The sequence below is a fragment of the Streptomyces sp. NBC_00012 genome, assembly GCF_045040875.1.
In the GTDB taxonomy this organism is placed as follows: domain Bacteria; phylum Actinomycetota; class Actinomycetes; order Streptomycetales; family Streptomycetaceae; genus Streptomyces.
Genome location: NZ_CP108309.1, coordinates 702,375 through 722,473, shown reverse-complemented (window position 1 = coordinate 722,473; position 20,099 = coordinate 702,375). Strand labels below are relative to the sequence as shown.

Annotated in this window: 17 protein-coding genes; 3 read left to right on the top strand and 14 right to left on the bottom strand. The window is 69.3% G+C overall.

Annotated elements, in window-relative coordinates:
• Positions 1-9 precede the first annotated feature (9 nt).
• From OHA19_RS03600 to OHA19_RS03585, 4 genes are all read right to left on the bottom strand, one after another.
• A complete protein-coding gene (locus OHA19_RS03600) occupies positions 10-777 on the bottom strand; it encodes an N-acetyltransferase (RefSeq protein WP_405720046.1) in 768 nt (255 codons plus the stop codon).
• Positions 774-1,067, bottom strand: a complete 294-nt coding sequence (locus tag OHA19_RS03595; RefSeq protein ID WP_405720048.1) for a hypothetical protein — start codon at positions 1,065-1,067, stop codon at positions 774-776. Before OHA19_RS03595 ends, OHA19_RS03600 begins: the two co-directional genes overlap by 4 nt.
• Before the next feature lie 113 nt (positions 1,068-1,180).
• Entirely contained in the window at positions 1,181-2,407 is a 1,227-nt protein-coding gene (locus OHA19_RS03590) for a hypothetical protein (RefSeq protein ID WP_405749366.1), read from the bottom strand.
• 183 nt (positions 2,408-2,590) lie between these two features.
• Entirely contained in the window at positions 2,591-2,818 is a 228-nt protein-coding gene (locus OHA19_RS03585; protein WP_405749364.1) for a PucR family transcriptional regulator, read from the bottom strand.
• 40 nt (positions 2,819-2,858) lie between these two features.
• On the opposite strand from OHA19_RS03585, the gene OHA19_RS03580 reads away from it, so the two are divergent.
• Positions 2,859-3,725, top strand: a complete 867-nt coding sequence (locus tag OHA19_RS03580) for a hypothetical protein (protein WP_405720054.1) — start codon at positions 2,859-2,861, stop codon at positions 3,723-3,725.
• Positions 3,726-3,840: 115 nt separating this feature from the next.
• Here the strand turns inward: OHA19_RS03580 and OHA19_RS03575 are convergent, their stop codons facing one another.
• Positions 3,841-3,999, bottom strand: a complete 159-nt coding sequence (locus OHA19_RS03575; RefSeq protein WP_405720056.1) for a hypothetical protein — start codon at positions 3,997-3,999, stop codon at positions 3,841-3,843.
• 225 nt (positions 4,000-4,224) lie between these two features.
• Between OHA19_RS03575 and OHA19_RS03570 the strand changes: the two genes are divergently transcribed.
• On the top strand, positions 4,225-5,826 hold the full coding sequence (locus OHA19_RS03570) for a hypothetical protein (RefSeq protein WP_405749362.1): 1,602 nt from the start codon (positions 4,225-4,227) through the stop codon (positions 5,824-5,826).
• Positions 5,827-6,418: 592 nt separating this feature from the next.
• Here OHA19_RS03570 and OHA19_RS03565 read toward each other — a convergent pair.
• The 3 genes from OHA19_RS03565 to OHA19_RS03555 all read right to left on the bottom strand — a co-directional run bounded on the left by OHA19_RS03565 (position 6,419) and on the right by OHA19_RS03555 (position 10,203).
• Entirely contained in the window at positions 6,419-7,411 is a 993-nt protein-coding gene (locus OHA19_RS03565) for a bifunctional GNAT family N-acetyltransferase/NUDIX hydrolase (RefSeq protein WP_405720060.1), read from the bottom strand.
• A gap of 241 nt (positions 7,412-7,652) precedes the next feature.
• On the bottom strand, positions 7,653-8,450 hold the full coding sequence (locus OHA19_RS03560) for an NUDIX domain-containing protein (RefSeq protein ID WP_405720062.1): 798 nt from the start codon (positions 8,448-8,450) through the stop codon (positions 7,653-7,655).
• A gap of 943 nt (positions 8,451-9,393) precedes the next feature.
• A complete protein-coding gene (locus OHA19_RS03555; protein WP_405720064.1) occupies positions 9,394-10,203 on the bottom strand; it encodes an NmrA family NAD(P)-binding protein in 810 nt (269 codons plus the stop codon).
• Positions 10,204-10,290: 87 nt separating this feature from the next.
• On the opposite strand from OHA19_RS03555, the gene OHA19_RS03550 reads away from it, so the two are divergent.
• Positions 10,291-10,710 (top strand): winged helix-turn-helix transcriptional regulator, encoded by a 420-nt coding sequence (locus OHA19_RS03550; RefSeq protein ID WP_405720066.1) that lies wholly within the window; start codon positions 10,291-10,293, stop codon positions 10,708-10,710.
• A gap of 611 nt (positions 10,711-11,321) precedes the next feature.
• Here OHA19_RS03550 and OHA19_RS03545 read toward each other — a convergent pair.
• From OHA19_RS03545 to OHA19_RS03520, 6 genes are all read right to left on the bottom strand, one after another.
• Positions 11,322-12,407, bottom strand: a complete 1,086-nt coding sequence (locus tag OHA19_RS03545) for a PP2C family protein-serine/threonine phosphatase (protein WP_405720068.1) — start codon at positions 12,405-12,407, stop codon at positions 11,322-11,324.
• Between the two features lie 867 nt (positions 12,408-13,274).
• The gene (locus tag OHA19_RS03540; protein WP_405720070.1) at positions 13,275-13,619 is read right to left on the bottom strand and encodes a nucleotide pyrophosphohydrolase; all 345 of its coding nucleotides are present in this window, start codon (positions 13,617-13,619) and stop codon (positions 13,275-13,277) included.
• A gap of 875 nt (positions 13,620-14,494) precedes the next feature.
• The gene (locus OHA19_RS03535) at positions 14,495-15,538 is read right to left on the bottom strand and encodes a hypothetical protein (protein ID WP_405749360.1); all 1,044 of its coding nucleotides are present in this window, start codon (positions 15,536-15,538) and stop codon (positions 14,495-14,497) included.
• Between the two features lie 464 nt (positions 15,539-16,002).
• Positions 16,003-17,913 carry an ABC transporter ATP-binding protein gene (locus OHA19_RS03530; RefSeq protein ID WP_405720078.1) on the bottom strand — a complete coding sequence of 637 codons (1,911 nt, stop codon included), beginning with the start codon at positions 17,911-17,913 and terminating at the stop codon, positions 16,003-16,005.
• On the bottom strand, positions 17,913-19,796 hold the full coding sequence (locus tag OHA19_RS03525) for an ABC transporter ATP-binding protein (protein WP_405749358.1): 1,884 nt from the start codon (positions 19,794-19,796) through the stop codon (positions 17,913-17,915). Before OHA19_RS03525 ends, OHA19_RS03530 begins: the two co-directional genes overlap by 1 nt.
• Positions 19,789-20,073, bottom strand: a complete 285-nt coding sequence (locus OHA19_RS03520; RefSeq protein WP_405749356.1) for a hypothetical protein — start codon at positions 20,071-20,073, stop codon at positions 19,789-19,791. The genes OHA19_RS03525 and OHA19_RS03520 overlap by 8 nt, the downstream gene beginning before the upstream one ends.
• Positions 20,074-20,099 lie beyond the last annotated feature (26 nt).

Genomic DNA, 20,099 nt, shown 5'->3' with positions numbered 1-20,099 from the left:
TGTGCGTTGTCAGGCGGTGTGCGGCTCTCCGCCGTGCCGAATCCAGACGTTGGGTTCGACGTAGACGGCGTGATCGTGTGCGGTGTCGCAGTGCACCGGCGCCAGGGCGCCGGGCACCTCCACCTGACCGTCCCGGTCGAAGGGCAGCCCGGTCCACTGCCGCCACTGCGCCAGCGAACCGCTGACCGTCATCGAGGCCGGGGCGACCTTCTCGATGGTGCCGCCGGCCTTGACGTGCACCCGCACCCATGGGTCGGCCGGCAGTCCGTCGTCCCGACGCCGACGGAGGTACTCGGTCATGGGGACACGCGGATCCAGGTGCTTGGCCGTCGGGCGGACCGGTGCCAGCAGGGCATCGTGCCCCTGCCGGCCCGCCGCCCGGCGCAGCGCGGACAGCATGCGGTAGGACAGGCCACGGCCGAGATGGTCCGCGTCCACCGAGATCTCCAGCGCACTGGCCGCAGTCACGGCGTTCCCGTGACGGCGGTCACGGAAGGCCCAGGCCAGCACCCGGTCCCAGCCCTGGTCGGGCATCTCCTCGCGTCCGTCGAGCACGGAGTTGAACGGCACCGCGAGTCCGCGTGCGACGACCCGGTCGCCGTCCGTCGCCGCCACGCAGTACTGCGGGAAGTCCTCGGGAACCCGGCTCAGCAAGGCGCTCGCGACCATGTCATGGGGCGTGAAGACGGGCCAGGAGTCGTTGATCTCGTACACGCGAGAGATCAGCGAAGGGTCATCGGCCAGCGGGACGATGCGAATGTTGTCTATCTCTGTCACGACGCAGCACCCTGCCACAGGCCGGCGCGGTGCTGCACGCCAGGCTGGACGACGACGCGAGACGCTGGTACGTCGCCGCCCGGCGCTTCCCGGCCCACCACGGCGCGCTGGAGGAGGTGATACAGAGGTTCGACCGGCCGACGAAGGGTACGGAACGCCGCTTCCCCGATCTGCGAGTTCTGCTGACCGCTCCGGCCGAGGTGGTGGTCGCCGTCGTCGCCGGACTCGGCGACGAGGAGCTCCAGCAGGCACGACGGCCCGCTGCCCGAACTGCTCGACGCGGCCGCCACCGAAGTATCCGCGCGATCCGCGCGGACCGACCCCGCAGCGAGGATCGCACGTCGCCCCGGACCGCACCGGTAAGGTCCGGGGCGGGTCGCGAGCCAGGAGTCCGCGGGAAGGATCAGCGGAGTTCCACGGTGATGCCGACCTGTGCGAGCAGCCGGAGCACGTCGTCGACGTATGGTGTCTCGCCCGCCGTGTCCACGCTCACCGAGGCGAGCGCACGCCGGGCCACCTCGGCGTCGTGCCAGACGAGCGTGAATGGAGAGGGCGGCCGCTCTCCACCGCACACGCAGCCTCGCAAGGCGCCCCAGCACTGCTGGTAGTGGCCGCCGGGGCCGGCGACCGCCTCGCCCAGCGCGCACACCAGCGCAGGCACATCGGTGATGTGCCGGCCGTCGAGGTGCCGCACGGGGTCGGACAGCGGCCCGTCGGCTCCCTGCCGTGCGGCGGCGAAGGCGGCCCACTCGGCCCGGCCCTCGGGTGGATACGCGGCCCACGCCCCGCGCTCGGCAGGCGGCCCCTCGAACCAGGCGTCCCACACCGGACGGACCGCCGGTACGGGCCGCACCGCCGGGCCCTCGCCCAGCCACAGGTCCACGAGGGCCCCGCCGAGCACCGACGGGCGGGAGGCGACGACTCCCAGAGGCATGTGCTCCTGGTGGCGCATCACACGGCCTGCCCGGTCCAGGGCGAGCAGTGTGACGCGATCGCCATCGGCGCGCGAGCGCACCAGCCGGGTCAGCAGACGCTCACCGGGCTCGCAGCCGATCAGCCGGAGCGGCGGTGCCGATGGGAGCGGACGATGGGCGTAAAGACCGTCGGCCCGGCGGCAGTTGCCCAGGCCGGCACCGCCGGTGCCGTTGAACAGCCGCCAACGGGCCTCCGCGGGCTCGGTCCGGTGCCATACCGGGCCGGCGACCTCGGCCTCGACGGTCACATCGACCAGCGACACGTCGCCGGTCGAAGGCCGACAGCCGAGCACGACGGGATCGAGCAGCTTCCAGCGGTGCGCGTCGTGGGACCAGAAGGGACCGTCCTCGGGATCGGCCCCGGGCTCGGGACGGTCCACGACGATGTCGAGCTGTCCGAGTCCGGCGGACTCGACGGGTGCGTCCGGCGCGGGCAACCGGCGGCGGAGGCGCTCGACCGCCTTGCGCAGCCGCCCGGTCGGGGCGCAGTCCACCAGGGTCAGCCGTTCCCGGCGCGGAGCCGGCTCGACGAACAGGCCGTCGGCGTCGGCGCAGCGCGCCCACACGACCAGCTCCCCGTCCCATTCCTCGCTGACCAGAACGTACTTGAGCGGGAGCGGGCGCTCCCAGGCCCAGACGGCCTCTTCGACCAGCACCGCTTCCGCCACTCCTCGCTCACGTTTCTTGCCTGTTCACCGCTGCCTCAGCCTGCCACGCGGGAGCGACGCCACCGGCACCGGGGCTCATGCAGGGGCGATGGCGGCCGCCGCGGAGCAAAGCCGTGTGCCCGACCCCGACGCGCATCATCGTTGTGTCCGTGGGCACGCGACGGCGATGCCCTACCCCGCCGTTCTCCGCATGGTCAGGGCCAGATGGACCTGCAGTGCGTGGTCGCCGTGGCGCCATCGCGGGCCGAGCAGCGCCGAGATCCGGTCCATGCGCTGGTAGAGCGTGTTGACGCGGACGTAGAGAGCGGCAGCGGTGCGGCTAAGGTTTCCGTCGCACACGAAGTAGGTGAGCGCGGTGTGCACCAGATCGCTGCCGCGGTTCTCGTCGTGCTCCACCATCACCGATACCTACGTCACCGGAATCTCTTCCGGCGGGTTCATGGCCACACAGCTCCAGGTCGCCTACTCCGCCACCTTCAAGGGTGCGGGCATAGTCGCCGCAGGTCCGTACTACTGCGGCAAGGGCGGCATCGTCGTAGGCCTGATCGCCTGCGGTACGGGGCTGATCTCCACCGACCCGGAAGGCATCGAGCAGATCGTCCGCCGCTGGTCGGCCGAGGGACGGATCGATCCCGCGTCGAACCTGGCGGGCGAACCCGTCTACACGTACCACGGCACCAAGGACCCTCTCGTCCGAACCTCGGTGAGCGACGAAGGAGTCCAGCTCTACCGCGACTTCGGCGCCCGGGTCGCGTACCACGACACCGATCCGGCAGGGCATGGCCGGCCCACCCCGAACGCCCCGCTGAGCTGCGGCACCACGTTCTACCTGTTCCTGATCAACTGCGGCAATGATCCGCAGGGCGAGATGCTCGGCCACTGGCTGGGACAGGTGAACCCACCGGCCGCCTCCCAGTCGGGCACGGTCACCCGGCACGACCAGAACCGGTACGTGCCGGGCGGCCTGGCCCAGTGGTACAGCAGGGGAAGCAGCAGCTTCCTCTACACACCGGACTCCTGCGCGGCGGGGGCGGCGTGCAGACTGGTCGTCGCCCTGCACGGCTGCATGAGCGACAACAAGTTCGTGGGCGACCGGTTCGCCCGGGAGTCCCATCTCAACGAGTACGCCGACACCAACAACCTGGTGATCCTCTACCCGCAGACCGACATCAGTCTGCTGCGCGGCAATCCCAAGGGCTGCTGGGACTGGAGGGGCTGCACAGGCAGCGACTACGCCCAGAAGCCGGGGCCGCAGATGCGTGCCATCCTGAACGAGGTCCATGCCCTGGGCGCTGCTCAGCAATGATCACGCGGAGCGACGCCACAGGTGGTTGCCGACCGGCTGTGGCGTCAGTCCGGGGTGGTGGCCTCCCACACCTGGCGGAGGACCCGCCCGAAGAGGTGTCCGAGGCACGGGGAGCTCAGCCATGTCGTGTCAGAAGGTCCTGCAGTTCGACCAGGTGATCGTGCAGGGCGGGATCAGGGCTGCCACTCCAGGAGCCGTCGAGGTCGGGCCGGTGCCGGGTGACATGGACGGTGAACGCGGCCAGCTGATCGCGGGCGTTCTCCTGCGGAGTCACGTCCTCCCCGTTGTCCGGGCCGCGGATGGCGGGAGACTGCGGCGCGAGGCGGGCCGCTCCGCCCGTGGGCCGCGGGCGGGAGCGGCCGTACCCAGGACTCCCGACCCTACTGCGCGGCCCTGAGCGACCCTGCGCGGCCGACGGCCGGTGCGAACATCGGGGCTGGTCGGCCGGTCTGATCAACCGGACCGTTCAGCGGTGATCACCGGACGATACGCTCCTGCGATGCGCCTGATACCCGACGACCCGTTCCCCGAGATCGGCCACCCTTTCACGACCGACGTGAGTGCGGACGGCCGCTGGATCGCCGTCAGTTGTTACGCGAGTGGCCGCGGAGACCGTGGTCGGATCCTCGTCTACCGGACGAGCGACCTCGCCCTGTGGGACCGGATCGTGCTGGACCAGGGCATCGAAGGGCTCGCCTTCCACCCGGCCCTGCCCGTGCTGGCCGTGGGCACGGAGGAGGGCGACGAGTTCGAACTGCGGGGCGGGTTGCACATGTACGAGCCGGAGACCCGGCGCCGTACCGACGTGGCCGTCGCCGGGGCCGGTGTCAGTGCCCTGCGCTGGCGGGACGCGAGCCGCCTGGAGGTGACGTTCGCCCGGCCGGTCGTCGACTACGAAGACCCGGGCCTGGTGACGTACACACGGACCATTGCTGAGCGCGAGGACTGGCAGGACGTTACTGCCGACGTGCTCGCGGCGCTGGTTTCCTGGCCGCAGGTGCCCGCGGAGGTCGACTGGGGCCGCATCAAAGGACCGGACATCGACCAACCGCAGCGGTACCTTGCCGGCATCGCCGCCGACAGGGGCCGTGCCTGGACCCGGCGGCCCGGAGCGGCCGTTGTACAGGCGCTGGGGGACGGCCGGGTGCTCGTTGCGGCAGAGAGCGGGCCCCTGTTGGAGTGCTGGTCGCCGGAAGGCACCCTGCAGTGGTCCGTTTCGGTACCCGACAAGGACCGGCAACGCAACGGCTGCCGGCTCCACGTCACCCCGGACGAGGGGAGCGTCTGGATCACCGTCCTGACGGGCGACAGCAGCGACCGGCGCACCCAGCTGTTCCGGTTCGCTCTCGCAGACGGCGCCCAACTCGCCGAACGCCGCTTCGACTTCCCGGTCGCCATCGCCACGCGCACGGACGGTGCCTGGGTGGCCCGGGACTCCCGGGAGCTGTTCCCCGGACCGCGCTGGCCGCCGAACGAGAGCGTAGTGCTCACGCCTTCCGGGCGACAGTTGGCCACCCTGTCCCTGGGGGAGAGCGACGGCTCCTACGACTTCCCGGTTCGACGCTCGCCCCACCTGCTCTTCCTCTACGGCGTCGGCGTCGTCGACGGGGAAGGAGGCGGGGACAGGGACGAGAGGCCGGAGCTGCTGGAGAAGTGGGTCGTGCGGGCCGACCCCGACGGGATCGAACGGCTGTTCCCGCTCGCCTGGAGTGACTGCCTCGGTCCTCATCTGCGCGGTGGTCCCGCCGTGTATGTCGACGACACCGCCGGGCCGGGGCTCGTCCACACATGTACGGCGCGCGACGGCACCCATCTCGTGCGTCGCGGTTACCCGGACGGTGCTGTGACGTGGGCACATCGCTTCGACACGCGAGTCACCGGAGTCGACGTGCACGGCGATCTCGTCCACGCCGTGACCGGAGCCGGAGCCGGAGCCTGTGAGCTGATCACCCTGCGAGCAGCGGAGGGCACGGTGGTGCAGCGGAGGACGCTCACCCTCGGCGGGCATGTCTACACTCCTACCTGCCTGAGCGCCGGTCCGGACGGCGACCTGGTGATCGGCACGGCGGAGGGGCGGCTGATCAGGACGCGGGCAGATTGAGGACTGCCTCCGGCGGGCGCCCTCACCGTGATCCGGATACGGTGAGCGCGCCGCGCGGGCGCCCGCGCGGTCGGACGGCCCTTCTCCATCGCGGTGTACGACCCGCCCGCCCTCCGCAGCACCAGCACCGCCGGGCCCTGTGCGTCGAACCTCGCGGCCTCCTCAAAACCGTCCGTGATCCGGCAGAGCTCGTCCTTGTCCAGGGCGAGATGCCGACGCTCCCGAGGGGGGTGTGCCACGACCGGCGTGCCGAAGACGAGCGCGCCGCCCTCCCACAACTGCGCGCCCAGAGCACGCAGGACGCGCTATCGGGCGCGGATGGACGCAGCACTCAGCCGCATGGTGACCAGGTCGTATGCGGCAGGGCCGGGAGCCGGTAGCCCTCGACGAGCAGCAGACGAAGGCCTACGGGCAGCTGGCGCCGGGCATGCAGCAGCCGGGGCGCGGACGTGTTGACGCAGGTGTGCGAGGCCCCGTCCTGGCCGCTCCTGCGCCCACCGACCAGTAGGGCTGCCGGGCCCGACGGACATGGACGAGTGGCTCGCCGCAGCCGCAGCCGCAGCCAACCGCGGTTTGGCCATCGGCGTGATGCTCAACTGTTCCCCCATTCCCAGGAGTCGATGTACGCGGCCACGCCGGTACGGCGCGCTTCCTCCACGGCGATGAGGCGGGCGAAGTCGCCGGGCGGCATCAGCTCCTTCCACCCGGTCAGCGGCAGGACGCGGACCTCGTCGTGCTCCTCAGGGTTGAGGACGATGCCGCGGATCTGCGCTGCGGTGAGCCGGCCGCCGTCGAAGACACAGCCGATCGTGCTGTAGGGCCATCCGCCGCCGGGCAAGCTGTACACCGTGGCCAGGAGACGGGGCTGCCCAGCAGGCGTGATCCCGATTTCTTCCGCGCACTCCCGTACGGCCGTCTGCCAGGGGTGCTCGCCGGGGTCCACCGTGCCGCCCACCAGCTGCCACGGGTACGCGGGGGAGTAGACGGAGTGCACCTGGAGCGGCTGGTCGTCCTCGTCGGTGAAATAGAGACACGCCCACATGGTTGCCTTGGCGACTGTCTCGGCATAGTGCTCCGGCTTCGGCGACGACTTGGTGGCCACGTGTTCCGGCCGCAGATCCGGGACGGTCGGCTGCGCAGCGGTGGCCGCCATCCGCATCAGTGCCGGACTGCCCGCGAACCCCAGCTCGCGGTAGAGCGGTGCCGCTTCCTCGCTGGCGTGGAGCTCGAACAGCGTGATCTGTTCGGTGCGCAGGTGGTCGAGGAGCGCGGACACCACGGCCCGGGCGTAGCCGCGGCGCCGGACGTCCGGACGCGTAGCGACGACATGCACGCGGGCGGCCAGGCCCTTGGGGTAGGCCGGCGTCGGGAGCAAGGGATGGATCAGGCCGAGGGCGCATGCGTCGATCGAGCCGTCCCCGGTATCGATGACGAAGGCTCGCGCGTCCCCCGTATGTGCCAGCCGCGGCGCCAGCTCCTCGGTGCACCGCAGGATCCACTCCTCGTTCATGGGCTCGGACAGGACGTGGGCGGAGCGCAGCCGGACGATGCTCTCGGCGTCTGCCGGAACGGCTGGGCGAACCACCGGTCGCCGGGCTGTAGCCGGGGTCCCGGACGTGGCGATTCGGGCAAGGGGAATGTTCATGAGCCTTCTCCGGCCGACGAGTTGCAGGGGCGGTGCCCGGTGTGCAGCCGGGCGAGAGGCCGTCGGCCGCGCCCCGACAGTTCGGGATCACTGTGGGTGACGCCGAATGCGGCGGCGCCGGGACGACGGGTCGGCCCACGGCCGCCGCGCGGGCCGTGCCGGATTCGGCTTTCACCGCAGTTCACCTGCGACCGGTCGCAGGCACTGCGGGCGTCCAGCCGAGCTCGGTGTACGCGGTGCCGGTACGGATGCCCGCGATCGCGGCACGGGTGTAGCGGACCATGGGGCCCGGCAGGCTGTCCAGCGGCCACCACTGCCAGGCCGTGCACTTGTCGGGCTCGCGGACCTCCGGCTCTCCGGACCACTGGCTCGCCCGGAAGAACAGTTGAATCCGGGGTTCGGCGTTCTCGTGATCGTCGAGCAGGTGCACGGTGTGCACCAGGGCGAGGTCTGCGGGATCGACGACGATCCCGGCTTCCTCACACGCCTCCCTGACCAGGCACGCGCGCACGCTGTCCCTCTCCACATGACCGGCCAGGGCATGCCACTCGCCGCCCGCGAACGTCACATCCGGGTGACGCAGACCGAGCAGAGTGCGGCCGTCGCGCTCCAGGAACAGGTGCGCGCCGATCACGTTCCTCACCGCTCCCGGCCCGCCCTGACCGGCGTCGTCCGGCGGCTCGGGCAGCGACGGAGCGGGGTGCTCGGCGTGGTGGGCCTTGAGCACCGCATGTGCCCACCCGCACATCGACAACTGCTCCATGGTAGCGACGTCGAGCCAGGCGAACATGATCCCTTCGGTGACGGGAAGCTGATGGGCGGCACCGTCCCACTTGGCCGTGTAGACCTGGATGGTCCCCTCGGTGCGGTTGGGGCCGTGGGCCTGCACGGTCCTGTAGCGGGTGATACCGGAGAGGACGAGCCCCGTCTCTTCGAGGATCTCGCGGGCGATCGCTTCGTCCAGAGTCTCGCCGGGCACGGGCGCCCGCCGCCGACCAGCGACCAGGTGCCGGGGTCGCAGATCGGTTTGTGTGCATCCCTCAGGTGAAGGAGGTACTGGCCGCGGCCGTTGTCGATCAGGACGGCAGTGCTGGCGGGCCGGGAGGACGGGGATGTGTTCAAGGTATTACCGCCCGGCTTCGGGGAGTTGGCCGGACTGTCGGGCATGCACCCGAGGGTGTGGAACGGGGAGCGGCAGGACCGGCAGGCACCCGGCACCCGGCCGCGCCGAGCGCCGACCGGACACGCCGAAACGCTGTACACCAGCGGCGGGACAGGCGGGGGCGGGCCGCGATCGTTCGAACCCGAGGGGCTCGTGCACGGAGGCGGGAACTGAAGTCATCGTGTCCTCCAGCAGGTCATCGAATGGCACGGGTGCTCTAAGAACGGGCCCCGCAGCTCGCCGTAACGGGTGACGGCGAGGGGAATCCTGGACATCTTTGCGAATATCGTGGTTTGCGCCGGGCACACGGGGGCGGGGTGTCTGAAACGCCCTCGTTCGATGGATGGTCACCCCTTCGGCCGCATCCGCCGCAGGTTTCCGGCCAACCTGAATCCCGGGCATCCCCCTGCCCCCAGGTCCGCACCTGCTGCACCTCGAGGTCATGCGGCATCACAGACGTCGCTCGACACGGGTCCGGTAGAACGTTGTGCTCGATCGGGGGAGACATTCTCCTGGTGACGTGCGACCCGGTGCAGCCGAACGTCTTCCACCGGCGCAGTCCCGTGGTGGACACCTGGAGCGCCCAGGTTCTCCAGCAGCACCAAGCGGATTCGTAGCGGAGCGAACAGCAGGTGGAGGGGAGGATCTTTCTTGTCGGAGACTCCGAGCGGCCAAAGACGCAACTGAGTCCTCCCGGGAAACGATTGCCGGGAGGACTCGGTTCGCTGCTCAGCGCGCGGTACCGCTGCTGGAGGCTTGCTTACGGCCGTGTGGCGGACGCGGCTGCCACGGCCATCGCCAGTGGATCGCGGGCCGGGCGGCCAAGAAGATCCGTGAGGTCGGGAGCGGTGCCGCCCAGGAAGCCGTGCCGGATCCCCGTGGCGATCGAAGCGAGCATGGGCGGCTGGAACGGCAGGAGCCCCGGCGTCTCATCGAGGAGCCTGCGCCGGTACTCGCCCAGACCGATGGTGCGGTGCGGGACCCCGAGCCGGTCGGCCACCTGGCCCGCTGTGACCGGCGTACCGACAAGGTCGTAGACCCGCCCGCTGTGTCGGGCCGGATCCGCCGCAACGGCCGCCGCGGCATCGGCGAGATCCTCCCGCCCGACCGCAGCCAGGGCCCCGTCCCCGAACGCGGACTCCACGCCGTCGCCGGCCCATATCAGCAGGCCGCCGAAGAGTTCGGCGTACAGGCCGTTGCGCAGGATCGTCCACGGCAATCCGCTCGCCCGTACAAGGCGCTCGGTGACACGGTGCGCCGCCGCGAAGCCGAGATGGTCGCCGGCCGTGGTCAGGCTCGTGTAGACGATGTGGTCGACGCCGTCGCGCACGGCGGCGTCCAGGACCGCGGCGTGCCGCCCGACGACCTGGTCGTCCTCGGCGTAACCGGCGGAAATCAGTACCAGGGTCGACACCCCGGTGAGAGCGAGGCTCGCGTGGTCGTCGAAGTCGAGGTGCCGCATCCCCTCTCCCGGTGTGCGGCTGCCGCCCGTCGCGGCGGCGCCACTGGCCCGCAGCACCGCAAGGGTGGCAGAGCCGAGGTTCCCGGTTGCTCCTGTCACCAAGATCATGTCAATCGCAGTCTTCCGTCGTGGTTCTCATCGGTAACTACGCTTGATCCTTGACCGCACGCCCACCGGCCACAAGAAGGCAGTTCGATGTCACTCACGCACACCGGAGTAACCGCCCCCGCCGACCTCGATCCCTGCGGCCGCCAGGACCACCCCGACTGCGGTATCCGCGACGTCCTGGACCGCATCGGCGACAAATGGTCGGTGCTCGTGATCGTCGAGCTCGCAGGCGGGCCGCGCCGGTTCCGCGAACTGCAGCGCGCCATCGACGGCATCTCCCAGCGCATGCTCACCCTCACCGTGCGCCGGCTCGAACGCGACGGCCTCGTGCTGCGTACCGTGTATCCGACAGTCCCGGCCCAGGTCGACTACCGCCTCACCGAGACCGGAGCGGACCTGACCCATCTGGTCAAGGCACTCGCCGACTGGTCACTCGCCCACCGCGCCGTCATCGCCGAAGCACGGCACGCGTACGACCGGACCCACCCCGACCATGACATCCGCTGACCGGAAACGCCGTGACCGCCCGTTGAAGGCTGCAAGGCCGATCCTCTTCAGCTCGTCGGCCAGTGGTTCAGCACGCTCCTGGTGACACTGGCGGAGTTCCATGCGTCGCCCGTACGATCGGCTTCGTGGCTACCGATGCTCTTGTGCCCTCCGATGTCGTCCGTTACGTCGCTGAGGTCTCAGACGCTCTCGCCGGACTGCGCCCCGACCTGGTCGGCGTCTACTTGCATGGCTCGGCTGTGCTCGGGGGTTGTGCGGCCCCGCTCAGGCAGCGATCTCGGTAGCGGCTGATGTGATCACGGTTTCGGAGCCGTCGTGGGCAGCCCCACCCTCGTGGCGTCCGACCGCAGGTCAGCGCGCGTCTGCCTGGGGACCCAACTGAGATACTCCGGGGTCGGGCCGAGCAGGGGGTGGGGAGATTCAAATGCTCCCATCATGGGTGGTCGGACCGCTGGGTTCTCGTCCTGCGGGACCTGGAGGACGCGGAGATCGCTGAAGGTCCTGCTCTCACCGTCAAGTTCGCGCCAGATCGCCGGAAATCCAACTGGTATGAACCGATGCAAGGCGGGCGCGATTTCAAGATCTTCAAGGTACTTCTACTCAGGGTACTTCTATTCGGGCAAGTGGTAGATGGCGAGGGCCGCGGTGTCGTCGTGGAGGTGGTTGTTGCTGTAGACGAGGAGATCGTGGTGGAGGCGGTCGAGGAGTTCCCGGGGCTGGAGAGGGCCCCAGGAGAGGACACGCTGGCGGAGGGGGTAGAAGGCCCCGGTGTGGTCGCGTGCCTCGGTGACGCCGTCGGTGTAGAGCAGCAACTGGTCGCCGGGACCGAAGGGGTACTCATCGATCGGGTAGACCTCGGTGATGAGCAGGCCCAGGTTGAGGGGCGGTGCGGGGTCGGACGTCTCCAGTTCAGTGACCCCGTCGGCGCGGATGAGGAGGGGTGGGGGGTGGCCGCAGTTGACGATGCGGACCACGTGACGGCGGGGGATCTCCGCGAAGACAGCGGTGACGAAGCGCTCGCCCACGTTGTTTCCGGTCATGAGGGCGGCTCTGCGATTCATGCTCGTCTCCGCCCGGCGGGCGACGGCGGCGAGGTCGGGTTCGTCGTGGGCGGCCTCGCGGAAGGCGCCGAGGAGGGTGGCGGCCGTCTCGACGGCGGGGAGGCCCTTGCCGCGGACGTCGCCGATGACAATGCGGAGTCCGTAGGTGGTGGGAACGGCCTCGTACAGGTCACCGCCGATACGTGCTTCCGCGGCGGCGGACAGGTAGAGGGTTTCGACCAGAATGGGGCCGATGCGGTGCGGGACCGGGCTGAGCAGGACGTGCTGCGCGATCTCGGCCACGAAGCGCACGTTGGCGAGGGTGCGTTCCCGGCGCACGCGGTGGGCGGCCAGGAATGTTCCGAGGACGCCGACCACCGCGGTGCTCAGGTAGGCGGCCACGTAGTGGCGCTCCCACACGTAGCTCACCGGGCGGCCCGCGCAGCACGGGGTGCCGGCCAGGACTCCTTCGAAGGCGATCGCGAACACGGTGACGCCGGCGACGACAGCGGGGCCGTGGGCGAAGGCGGCGATCACGGGGAGGGCGATGAGCAGGAAGCTCACCGGCCACGGCACGGGCGTAAGCGGTTCGAGCACCAGGATGCCCGCGACATAGAAGACGGGCAGCCAGCGCATCCACGCCGGCGCGGCCGGCACCTGTGGACCCTCATCGCCGGGCGTCGCTGCCCAGCCACTCTCCGCCCCTGGGCGGCCCGGCCACCTCACTGCTCACTCCGTCGCAGAGCGAGCGGCGCGAGCACGGACGCTGCCCGGTCGGAGGGCGGAGCCGCCGTGTGGGCCTGCATGCGGATGTTGTTCCTGGCGGCTCCACTGAAACAGCCTGTACACGCGGGACTCCTGGCACATGATGTGGGCAAGACGTCCATCCTGCTGTCCAGGAACACTGCGGGCCGACCATTGCTCCAGCCAATGGCATGTCAGAACCTTCGCGCGGGGGCCGCGGTGCCGGGTGGGAGGCCGTGCACGTCGGGATCGTTCCCCAGTCCTGCCCCGCTGGGCCAGGACCACCGTGTGGCCGCACCGGCGCAGACGCGCACGCGTACCCGCAGGGGCTGCCGACTGGAAGCGGCCAGTTTGCGACCAGTCGGCCAGGGGCGGTCGTAGCCGTGCAAGCCAGGACGGCTACGACGGGTGGCAAGGGCCTCCAACAGACCCGGATCGCTTCACTTGGTGATCGCGGCGGCGACGGCCGAGGGCCGGTGAATTCCGTGGCCACGGCCTGGCACCAGCGGATGCTGGGGCGCCGGGCGCCATCGCCCCAGCATCGCGCCATCGTCACCGACCTCGCCCAGCGCCACCCCCGCACCAGCGGTGTCCGTGAACTCGTCGCCGTACCCCGGCTACGCGCCGCCTGGCTGCCGCCCTCTGGCGAGCACTGTTGGGTTCCAGCGGCTTGAGGAGCCCCCAACTGCCCGGATCCTGCCGTCCGCTACGCAGCAAATGCCCGCTGAGAAGGGCGGGATTCACCACCACTGAGCGGAACTGTCGCAGAGTGCCAGTGGGCTATGGGGTGGGGGCGTCGTCCGAAGCGAGTCGGACGCTGATCTTCTCGTCGAGCTCTGTCATGGTGCGGTGGAAGGCGCCTTCGAGGTCGACGCCGTAGCGGTGAGACAGAATGAGCACCGACCACAGACAGTCGGCGAGTTCATGCTCCAGTGCAGGGCGGCCACCCGGGTATTCCCTCGCGCCCTCTTCGGCCATGACGAGCTTGGCCAGGTCGCCGACATCTCCCATGAAGCCGAGCATGAACTCGTCGCGTGTCCAGACTCGGCCACGCTCACGACGGTTCAGCTCGTCATAGAGGTCGTGGATACGGACGGCCTGCCGCTTCAAATCGTTGAGATCCACAGAATTGTCCTTCCGGGCGGGTGTGCTGTGGAGGGGAGCCACACTGAACGCTGCCCGGCAGGTCGGCTGGTATGCCGGTGCGGCCACTCTCTGGACGCGGCACTGCGCTGCACCGACCGCCCGCGGACGTACTGGTGCGACGGCGACGGACCGGCCGCCGGGCACCAACCGTGCCGCTGAGTGAGAAACGCACCAGCCTGTCACTGTTCCGTGCCGGACAAGTGATGCTCTCCGAGCCGTCCGAGCGGCACGGGTGGCGCCCTGTGCAGCAAGAGGCTCTCCGTGACCGGGTGTTGACCGATATGCGGTGGGTCGACATGAGCAGGGGTGCGATCCGGGGCCCTGGTGGGATCGGAGGGCTTTGGACCGCGAGCTGCTCGTCGCCCGGAACGCTCTCGGGTGGTGACAGCGCCTGGGCTGGATTGAAGGCAACCCGACGAGCGGTGCCGGCCGGCGGCCGGCGCCGTCGACCGCACCAGGGCCCTGGTCGAGAGCCGGATCGTGGCCCCGTGGCTCCTGGACGTCGCCCTGCGGCAGCAGACCACGCTGGACGATGCGAGAGAGCCGCGCAGGTGTATATCAGGCGACTCCCTCAGCGGGGATTTCCGTGATGGGGGACGGTGGTCGGCTTGACCAGCAGGACTCGCCCCAGCTCGTCAGTCACAAGTGCGGCTGTGCCCAACCAGACAGCGTGCCGTGACCGGGCGTACTCCTCCTGGGACATCCTCGGCTGTTCGGGTACCGCGGCTGCGTCACCGTGCGTGGGGGTATTCACTTTTGCTCCCGTCCGCGGTGAGAACGAGGCCGGCGGCCCACCGCTCGAAGACTCTTCGCCGTCGGGTGGCCCGGATCTCGCGGCGATCAGCTCGTTGGATTCAGGCACGCTGTCCGCCCACCACGAGCAGGGGCGTCCCGTCGGGAACGCGGCCGGGCCACTGGAAGACGAGCCTCGCGAAGGGCTTGTCGAGCACATCACCGGCCGGCAGCTGCTCGTCAGGCGTTCCGGCCGCGTGGACGGTCATCGGTGGGTAGCCGCTCTCGCGCACCTTCTGGTCCCAGGTGCGCACGCAGCCGGCGAAGCGTTCCGCCAGCTCGTCGGAGGCCGGGCCGTAGGCGTGGATGAATAACTCGGTCAGACGGTCGGCCGGATCAGGGGCGTCGTTGACCATGCGATGGGTCAGGTAGGCGAGGGAGCCGTCCGCCAGCATCGCGGTCGCGTCCTGCTGCGCCACCAGCGTCGACCTCTTGGGGGCGGCCAGGCGACAGAACCCCGGCAAGGTGGTCGCGGCGTAGACCTGCAGGGTCTCGAAATCGAAGGTCCCCCGGACCACGAGGCCAGTGGTGAGCTCGTGCCGGGGCCCGCGCAGTGCCTCGTCGAGCCCGGCAGTGTCGCTGGGCGCCCCGTCCTCCCACCGCACGGTGACGTCACCGTCGGCCAGGCGGACGGCGGGTGCGGTGCGGGCGGCGGCACCGCGGTCCCGCACGAAGCCGCAGTACGTCCAGTGCTCTGCGTGCAGCACGTCGCCGCGCCGGACCAAAGTGAGCGAGCGGGTGTGGCCGCCTATCTCCAGCGGCACGATCAGCCGTGCTCCCTCGGCGAGTTGTTCCCGCCACGACGGCGCGATGTCTGCCGCGTTGTGGCTGATCACCACCCCGTCGAACCCCCGGGCGGGGACGTGGCCGGGGGCGCCGAAACCACCGTCACCGAGGACTGCGGTGACCCGGCCGCTTCCGGCTTCCGCGCACAGCCGCTGCGTGCGGTGCACCACGAACGGGTCCACGTCCATGGACACCACGCGGCCGCGTTCCCCGACAACGTGCGCCAGGAGCTCCGCGTTGTACCCGCCGGATCCGAGAAGCCGACGAGTTCGCAGAATCTTGAGGGGGAAGTTGCGGGAACCCGAGGGACACCCAGGCAAGTATCGCCTCAGGCATGCGGGTTCGCTGCTGCATCACGGGATTGTGACGGTACAAGTCGCGACTTGCTGAGACCGCCCGTGCCACGTCGGTCAACGCCGTGCTGGTTGAGTCCCTCAGGGTGGAGAAATCGGACCTTCGGCGAACGCGCACCACGGGATCGTGGGCTTTGCCGGCGTACTGCCCGACCCGCTCGGCCATGGCGAGCTCGTCCCGCTCGGCCCGCACCTCGGAGAGCTGCTCTTCGAGTCCGGCCGGCTCCACCGCGCGGCGATCCGCTCCAGCACCTCGGGGTCCATCATGCGCGGAGCGCATGATGGACCCCGGTCACGACGGACGAGAATCCACGAAACTACCCCTGCCAGACGATCTGCACCCCAGACTGCCGCCCACGACCAGCACGAGCACCCCGCCGCAGCTCCATGCCAGACCCCTGACCAGCCACTTCAAGATGGCGCAGCTTCATTCATCGCTGTCTAGGCAAGGCCGATGGGCCTGTGGCGGCAGGCCATGCTCTCCCGCTATTGAGATCGGCTGGGGTGCAGTCCTCGATGACGCGACCGTTGGCCAGCACCACTACACGGTCGGCGACTTGGATCGTCGACAGCCGGTGAGCGATGACGAGCGCCGTCCGTCCCCGGAACACCGTGCGCATCGCGTTCTGCACTGCGCGCTCGCTCGGAATGTCGATGACCGCGGTGGCCTCATCCAGCACGATTACGGAGGGGTTCACCAGGAAGACGCGGGCCAAAGCGATCAACTGCCGCTCGCCCGACGAGAAGCGGCCACCGCGGTCACCGACCTCGGTCTGGTAGCCGTCTTGGAGGGCGGAGATGAACCGATGGGCCCCGGTCGCCTTGGCGGCGTGTCGGATCTCGTCGAGCGTGGCGTCGGGACGCGCCAGAGCGATGTTCTCGGCAACGGTGCCGGAGAAGAGGAAGCCTTCCTGGGGGACCATGACCACGCCGTGGCGCAGCTCGGTCGTCGCGAGAGATCGCAGATCGACACCGTCGAGGAAGACTCGGCCGGCGGTTGGATCGTGGAACCGTGCCAGCAGCTTGGCCAGCGTGGACTTTCCGCCGCCCGAGGGGCCGATCAGCGCGACCGTCTGGCCGGCTGGGATGTCGAGTTCGAAGCTGCGCAGCACCTCATGCCCGCTGTGGTAGGCGAAGGAGACGTCCTCGTAGCGCACTTGACGTCCGGCGAAGTGTCCAGAAAGCGCGGGGAGGGAAACGGGACGGGCAGGTTCGACGACGGTCGGCTGGATGGCCAGCAGCACTGCGATCTTGCCCAGTGATGCCGCCGCTGCCTGGTAGGCGCCGAGGACGCCGCCGAGTCTGAGTGGTTTGTCGTACAGATCCCGCAGGTACAGCACGACACCGGCGTAGGTGCCCAACTCCAACGTGCCGGAGGCCACACGGTATCCGCCCCACAGCACCAGCCCCGCCACGGCGATGTTGGCTACGAGACGCGAGGAGGTCACGTAACGCGCCATTTCCAGTTCGGCCTGTCGGTTCTCCTTCCGGTGCCGTCCGTTGAGGCGGACGAACCGGCGCTCGTTGATGCCTTCGCGGCCGAACGCCTGGACGGTGCGGATGCCGGCGAAGGTCTCGCTCATGTCGCCGGCCGCCGCGCCAGCCGCTGTCGAGCGCCGGTGATACACCTGGAGCGAGCGTCTGCGGAAGGAGCGCATGGTCCAGTAGATCGGTGCCATCGCGGCCAGCGCAGCGGCGCCGAGCTGCCAGTCGAGCACCAGCAAGACCGAGGTGATGTAGACCAGGGACACCGCCGCGGTGACGATCTGATCGATCCCGCTCTCGAAGAGCTCGCGGACAGCCTCGACGTCACTGGACGCCCGGGAGGCTAGCGTGCCGGACGCGTGCTCGTCGTGGAAAGCCACGCTCTGCGTCTGAAGGTGGGTGAATAGACGCATACGGAGTTCGGTGATCACACTCTGCCCGACTCCGACGGACAACCGGATGAACATGTTCTGCAACAGGCCAGCAGCTGTGACACAGCACGCATAGCCGATGGCGATGGCGATGAGGGGTTTCGCATCGTCGGCGCGCAGCGCCGGGATCGCTCGGTTGATGGTGATGGCGATGAACACCGGCCCGGACAGCGCGGCCGCCTGCTGGAGCAGGACGATTACCACGGCCAGCCACAAGCGCCGGATGTCCGATCCCAGTACCGAGCGGAGCAGGCGCCCTGCCGCCCCCCTCGGTGGCGTTGCCTCAAGCAAGTCGACCGTCTCGCCGGTCGCAGCGGCCGTGTCGGCGACTGTCGTGGGCCCGTCCGGATTGTCGTCGTCAGCGAGGGAGTCATCGGGCCATGGCCTCGACGCTTGGGATGTCGATGTGCGTGTTGATCGGCGCATCAGGGCCCCTCCCGCGGGTCAACTGTCATCTCGATCGGTGTCATCAAGGCCCTATATGCCGAGCTGGTGTGCAGCAGCTCCTCGTGAGTGCCAACGGCGATCACCCGGCCGCCGGCCAGCACCGCGACCCGATCGGCCATCAGCACGGTCGACGGCCGATGGGCGATCACCACAGCCGTCGTCGAGGCCAGCACCTCCCGTAGCGCGTCTTGGATCTGAGCCTCGGTGTGGATATCCAAAGCCGAGAGCGGATCATCCAGGACGGCGACCCGAGGACGGCGAACCAGGACCCGCGCTAGCGCAATCCGCTGTCGCTGACCGCCAGACAGCGACATCCCGTTCTCACCGACACGGGTTCGACCACCTTCGGCAAGTCGGTCCACGAACTTGTCGGCCCGGGTGGCCCGCAGGGCCCGATCAAGCTCACCTGGGTCGGCTTCCGCACCCATAAGGACGTTGTCCAAGATGGTGCCGGAAAACAGGACTGGTTCGTCGAAAGCGACGGCCACCGTGGACCTCATTTCGGCATGGGAGATGGCCGAAATGTCGACGCCATCGAGCGTGATATGGCCAATGGTGGGGTCGTACAGCCGTGCCACCAAAGAAGCGAGCGTGGACTTGCCGCTTCCGGTAGCCCCAACCACGGCCAGTGTTTCACCGGGTGCGACACGCAGACTGATGTCTTGCAGTGCTGGCGGATCGTCGGCGGGCGCGTTTGGGTAGCGGAAGCCGACTCCAGAGAATACGAGCTCGGCAGGCCGCTGAGAGCAGGGAGCGTCATGGCAGGCAAGCGCCGCTCTGCCCGCGTCCCGGTTCGTGCCGGATCCGCCTTCGCCCACCGCTGTGTCCGGCATGCTGGCCTCCAGCCTTGGATAGGCACCGCGCGGTTGATCGAGCACCTCGAAGTACCTGTTCACAGCTGCTGCCCCGTCATGACATACGGCCAGCAGCACCCCTGTCTGCTCGATCGCCGGTCGTAGCGCGGCCACCGTTCCCATGAACGCCAACAGCGTCCCGGCCGACAGATGCCCGTGTGCCGCCTGGACCGCGCCCGTCAGCAGCGCGCCTGCCATGGCGAGTCCCGGCATCACGGTGATTGGCACCGTGATGCCGCCAAGCAGCCGCGCCTTGTGCAACTCGGCCTCGCGCGCCCGCCTGACCTGGTCACCGAACCGGGTGATCCGGTGGTCGCTCCGGCGGAAGCCTTTGATCACGCGGATACCTGTCACTGACTCCAAGACCGTCGTCGTCAGGTCACCCGACAGATCCTGCGCCCGGCGGGTCGCACCCGCGTACCTGAACTCGAACCGATAGGACAGGAAGATCAGCAGGGGAACAGGTGACAGCAGGATGACGGCGAGCAGCCACTGCTGGGAGATCAGGATCACCGCACCGATGACGAGCGTGGACGCGTGCACCGGCAGGAACGTCAGCGGCCCGGCGATTACCATGTGGATGACCTGCGGATCCGATGTCCCCCGCGACAACAGCTGCCCGCTGGACCAGCCGTCATGAACCGCGATCGGCAGCCGCTGTACGTGGCGGTGGAAGTCGGCACGCATCCCCGCTTCAATGTCGGCGAGAGGCCCGGCCATCACCCAGCGCCGGACGCCGAAGACCAACGCCTCGGCGGCTCCCACGAGCAGGAGCGTCAGCCCACCGAGGACCACCTCGGACGGCTTCCGCTGTGACACCGGTCCGTCGACGATCCACTTCAGTACCTGAGGCATCACCAGCGCCAGGAGTGAGGCCAGCGCAGCCAACGCCGTTGCCATCCGCAGCCGCCAGCGATATGGCCGCACATACGGCCGCAGCCGCCTCAGGGACCGCACGGTTGAAGCCGCGGCAGAGGAAAGGACTTCCGTCCCTGTCTGCTCAACCATGCGCTTCACCGGCCGGGTCGCACGAGTGTGAGGAAGACGTCGGCTTCTTCGCCGCTTTTGATGACTCCAAGCTCTTGACCGCGGCGGCTAGCTCAGTGACCAACCATTCGGGAAAGGGCCGCATGAAGGCAGGGCGCTGTTCAGAAGTGGGAGGGCTCTGCTCGGCGTACTGGGGGAATGCCGCATCGAGCATTCGACCACCAGCGGCGGCAATTTGGCTTCGCTTCGACTTCTTTTCGGTGGCGCCAAAGGGGACAAGGTTTTCGTGGCTGGGCACGATGGTCTCCCGAGAGAGGTGCCCAC

What these genes read in the sequence shown, in the direction of transcription:
- OHA19_RS03525 (WP_405749358.1), bottom strand. Translation starts at nt 19,796, where the DNA reads ATGGTTGAGCAGACAGGGACGGAAGTCCTTTCCTCTGCCGCGGCTTCA.
- OHA19_RS03550 (WP_405720066.1), top strand. Translation starts at nt 10,291, where the DNA reads ATGTCACTCACGCACACCGGAGTAACCGCCCCCGCCGACCTCGATCCC.
- OHA19_RS03555 (WP_405720064.1), bottom strand. Translation starts at nt 10,203, where the DNA reads ATGATCTTGGTGACAGGAGCAACCGGGAACCTCGGCTCTGCCACCCTT.
- OHA19_RS03580 (WP_405720054.1), top strand. Translation starts at nt 2,859, where the DNA reads ATGGCCACACAGCTCCAGGTCGCCTACTCCGCCACCTTCAAGGGTGCG.
- OHA19_RS03585 (WP_405749364.1), bottom strand. Translation starts at nt 2,818, where the DNA reads ATGGTGGAGCACGACGAGAACCGCGGCAGCGATCTGGTGCACACCGCG.
- OHA19_RS03570 (WP_405749362.1), top strand. Translation starts at nt 4,225, where the DNA reads ATGCGCCTGATACCCGACGACCCGTTCCCCGAGATCGGCCACCCTTTC.
- OHA19_RS03530 (WP_405720078.1), bottom strand. Translation starts at nt 17,913, where the DNA reads ATGCGCCGATCAACACGCACATCGACATCCCAAGCGTCGAGGCCATGG.